Source organism: Sporomusa sp. (assembly GCF_035561255.1).
GTDB lineage: Bacteria > Bacillota > Negativicutes > Sporomusales > Sporomusaceae > Sporomusa.
Genome location: NZ_DATMXX010000246.1, coordinates 1 through 3888, shown reverse-complemented (window position 1 = coordinate 3888; position 3888 = coordinate 1). Strand labels below are relative to the sequence as shown.

Genomic DNA, 3888 nt, shown 5'->3' with positions numbered 1-3888 from the left:
AAGATTATCAAAAGGTTAAATTATTGCAATTTGTTTTTTTGTACAATGTGCCGTTACCGACATAATAGCTGGATTATAGTTATCCTGGCCATTTTGCGCTAGCGATATCTCTAAGCCTTAATTGGTTTAAATAGCGGCATTTGAGCGAAAAAAAGAACGCTGCCTGCAACAAAAGTTGCAACATCGCTCCTTTTTATAGATTAGTATTTTCCTGTTATGGTTAGCAGTTTATTTCGTTCAGGTATTTCTTTATATTAGCAATCGAATGTTCTAAAGCGGCCTCCTCTGCCTGAGACATTGGTATAACAAGGGTTGATCCAGCCCCTTGGCGGCCAATTACAGTTGGCAGACTGACTGCAGTTCCATAATTGCTGTTGAAGGTGGAGACCGGCAAAATCTGGCGGTTATCATGCACAATCGCTTCAAGGATAGCGCAGGCAGCTACGGCAGGGGCAAAGACGGTGCCGCCTTTCAGGGCGATAACCTGGCCGGATGCGGCGCGGACCTCATTGGCAATACGTGTAACCGCGGGAGCATCATAATTTGGCAGGTTGACTAAGGGAACTCCTTTGATGCTTATGTTTGTTACCAGAGGAACCATTGTTTCACCATGCTCTCCTACTACATATGCGTCAAGATCCCGGGCATCAACCTGGAAGTGCTGGGCGAGATAGGAACGGTAACGGGCTGTATCAAGAACAGTTCCCATACCAATTACACGTCCGGCAGGCAGGCCTGATGCCTGATAGGCAAGATGGGTCATTACATCAAGCGGATTGGTAATCATCAAAATGATGCAGTGCGGGCTTAAGGCAACAACTTTTTTTGTAATATCAGCAATCAGACCGGCGTTACGGGAAAGGAGCATTACCCGGGGTTCATCTGCTTTGCGTGGAATACCTGCGGTGATAACGACAATATCAGAATTGGCGGTATCCTCAATTTCACCGTGTTTGATGTTGGCCTGAGGGCAGAATGCTTGTCCTTGCAGGATATCAAGAGCTTCGCCATGGGCTTTGTCGCTAGAGACATCAGTTAAGACGATTTCTTGAGCCAATCCCTTTAAGGCTGTTGTATAAGCTACGGCAACCCCAACTTTGCCGCTGCCGATAAATGAAATTTTCATTTTCAATCTCCTATCTCTTTTATTTTTATCGCTGTAGTTGCCGAAGAATATCATATGACCGGCAAATATCCGCATACTGCTCTTGCCCGATATGATTAACCAAAACATTGACCATGATGTCATGCCTTACATATTCCTTTGTCACCAGCACAAGTGAAGGGGTTTTGGTCCAGACACCTGTAGAGTGACTGCTGTCTTCGGCCAATTTACCGATTACCACTTCAGTATCATCTGCGATAATGGTACATAACTTGGCGCCGACCCGTTGGTACACATTGTGGCTGCATACTTCAAGGTTAATAACCTGACTGGCTGTAACATCGCACTCTCCAAATATTGCGGCGACCACATAGACGCCGCGGTTTACGGCTGCGGTTAGGGCTGAATTGAGCAGAGCAACCTGCTCCGGCCAGAGTGAGGCAAATACCTCTTTCCGGGCCTGACCAAGCAACTCGCACATCTTAGCATCAATACTATCGGTTCCTTGTAGATTCCAGGTGAGATCAAAAGCGTCCATTGGGGGTATGGCGGTTAAATCAGTCAAAACTGACTGAATACTTTTGTCTGTTTCTTCCTGGATGCGGGTAAACAAAATTTTCGGCTGGACAGGATAGTAAAGAACAGGCTCGCTTTGGCTGTCAAGCACGGCTCCGCGGTTTTTTAATTTTGTTAATACCTCATAGATTTTTGATGGTGGGATCTGAGCTAATTTACTGATCTCATAGCCATTGGCCGGAAACCGTCGCAACAGGGCGTAATAGGCTTTGGCCTCGTAAGCGCTAAACCCGAGTGATTCAAGTTTTTTTAAAACCTTCATATTAAGTCCTGCCTTTCTTGTCTATATACTACTATGGTAGTATATAGACTTCAATATACACTGTATATGAGTGTATAGAACAATTTGTTAGGATAGAGTCTCAAAACTAGTAGTTGCTGCAGGTATCAGAGAAGTTTGTTGAATTGGCGCTTGACGAACAGGTTTGATATTTAGTATATTTAAAGACAAACGTATGCGCAGAGCGATTATATAGTGTAAAAAAGATTATGTTATGCGGATAATTGCATAATGGTTTACAGAAGAAGTAAACAGAGCCGCTGCTGAGCGACCTCTGTTTTTATTTAACTTATTTCTATGGAGGGATTCTATTAATGGAAAACATGTACGTTTTTTATGATGGTAAGATTGTTCCCGAGAGTGAGGTACATATCAGCATCCGCTGTAAAGGGTTTAATTATGGACTTGGTTGCTTTGAGGGGATAAGAGCCTATTGGGATGAGGCTGAAGGGCAGCTTCATGTCTTTCGTATGCGGGAGCATTATGAGCGATTATTGCAATCCTGTAAAACCTTATATATAAATATCCCTTATACTGTGGACCAGTTGTGCCAGGCAACGCTTGAGCTGCTTAGAAAAAATAATTTTCGTAGCACAGTCTATATCCGGCCACTTGCTTTTAAAGGGTCTAATCAAATATTCCCGACTCTTTTGGATGAGGATAACCGAATTGTGATTTACTGTCAGCCTCTGGGCAGCTTTGTGGGTAAGGATGAGCTGAGGGCTGCTTTTACCTCCTGGGAGCGGTTAGGTGATAACATGCTGCCCCCGCGTACTAAACCGACGGCTGCCTATCTTAACTCAGGGCTGGCGTCCCTGGAGGTGGTTCGACGGGGGTATGACGAAGCTCTGTTTCTGACCCGAAACGGCCATGTTTGTGAAGGCCCGGGCGAGAATGTGTTTATGGTCCGTAACGGGAAATTGATCACCCCGCCGCCATCTGATAATATTCTCGAAGGTATTACCAGAGATACGGTTATGGTTTTGGCCCGGGAAGAGCTTGGGATCGAGGTAATCGAACGGAGTATTACCAGAACCGAACTATATGCGGCCGATGAGGTTTTCTTTAGCGGTACAGCTATGGAGGTTGTCGCCGTTGTCGAGGTTGATGATCGAACAGTGGGTACGGGTCATCAAGGACCGGTTTGCCGCAAGTTAAAAGAACTCTTCTTCCAGGTGGCGACATCTAAGCTAAAAAAATACGCCGATTTTTGTACTCCTGTCTATTGATGACAGCCTTAAGCCAATCATATTGCAGAGTGGATCTCTGGAAAATAACTAAGGCTACCGGCAATTGCCGGTAGCCTTAGTTATATGTAGAGTTTGGGTGTGATAACGCGTTGTGTTGACAAGTTTGAGGAGAAGTGCTGCTAAACGAGTGGCGCATCGTTTGCCAATGAGATATTGCTTAAGGGCATATTGATTACTTGATCCAATAAAGTAGACGCCTGCTGCTTAGTAATTCCCTTTACTAATACAACCTCGCTGATTAAGATTTCCAGAGCGTTTTCCATCATGTTTTTTTCGGTTAGTCCGAGCTTCTTTTTGTTGTTGCTGCGCACCAAATCCCTGATAACCTCGGCACCTTCGTAAATATCGCCACTTTTAATTTTACTGATGTTTCTTTGAATTCTCCGATTATCTCTGACGGTTGTATCAGACTCGCCATCATAGAAAGTATTAAGGACGTTGTCCAGCTCTTTGGGGTCTACAATAGGGCGAATTCCCAAACGATCTGAATTGCTGGTCGGAAATCTAACAGTCATCTTCCGATGAAGTATATTCACAGTGCAATATCGTAGAGTTTCTCCATGAACTACTTTTTCTTCAACTGCTTGAATTACACAACCACCTTGCGTGGGGTAAAAAATCTTGTCGCCTACTTGAAACATGAAGTCACCCCTATCTTTTTTTTAGTACTTTTATTA

The 3888-nt window shown here is 44.3% G+C and carries 4 protein-coding genes; 1 reads left to right on the top strand and 3 read right to left on the bottom strand.

All coding sequences use genetic code 11. From position 1 onward, the window contains the following. Positions 1-220: 220 nt before the first annotated feature. Positions 221-1126, bottom strand: coding sequence for a malate dehydrogenase (locus tag VN379_RS13940; protein WP_325534830.1), 906 nt, complete (start codon positions 1124-1126; stop codon positions 221-223). A gap of 25 nt (positions 1127-1151) precedes the next feature. Continuing rightward, the gene (locus VN379_RS13935; RefSeq protein ID WP_325534828.1) at positions 1152-1943 is read right to left on the bottom strand and encodes a TrmB family transcriptional regulator; all 792 of its coding nucleotides are present in this window, start codon (positions 1941-1943) and stop codon (positions 1152-1154) included. Between the two features lie 332 nt (positions 1944-2275). Here VN379_RS13935 and VN379_RS13930 point away from each other — a divergent pair, with 332 nt between their 5' ends. Continuing rightward, entirely contained in the window at positions 2276-3190 is a 915-nt protein-coding gene (locus VN379_RS13930) for a branched-chain amino acid transaminase (RefSeq protein WP_325534826.1), read from the top strand. Between the two features lie 140 nt (positions 3191-3330). On the opposite strand, the gene VN379_RS13925 is transcribed toward VN379_RS13930, so the two are convergent. After that, positions 3331-3852 (bottom strand): CarD family transcriptional regulator, encoded by a 522-nt coding sequence (locus tag VN379_RS13925; protein ID WP_325534824.1) that lies wholly within the window; start codon positions 3850-3852, stop codon positions 3331-3333. Positions 3853-3888 lie beyond the last annotated feature (36 nt).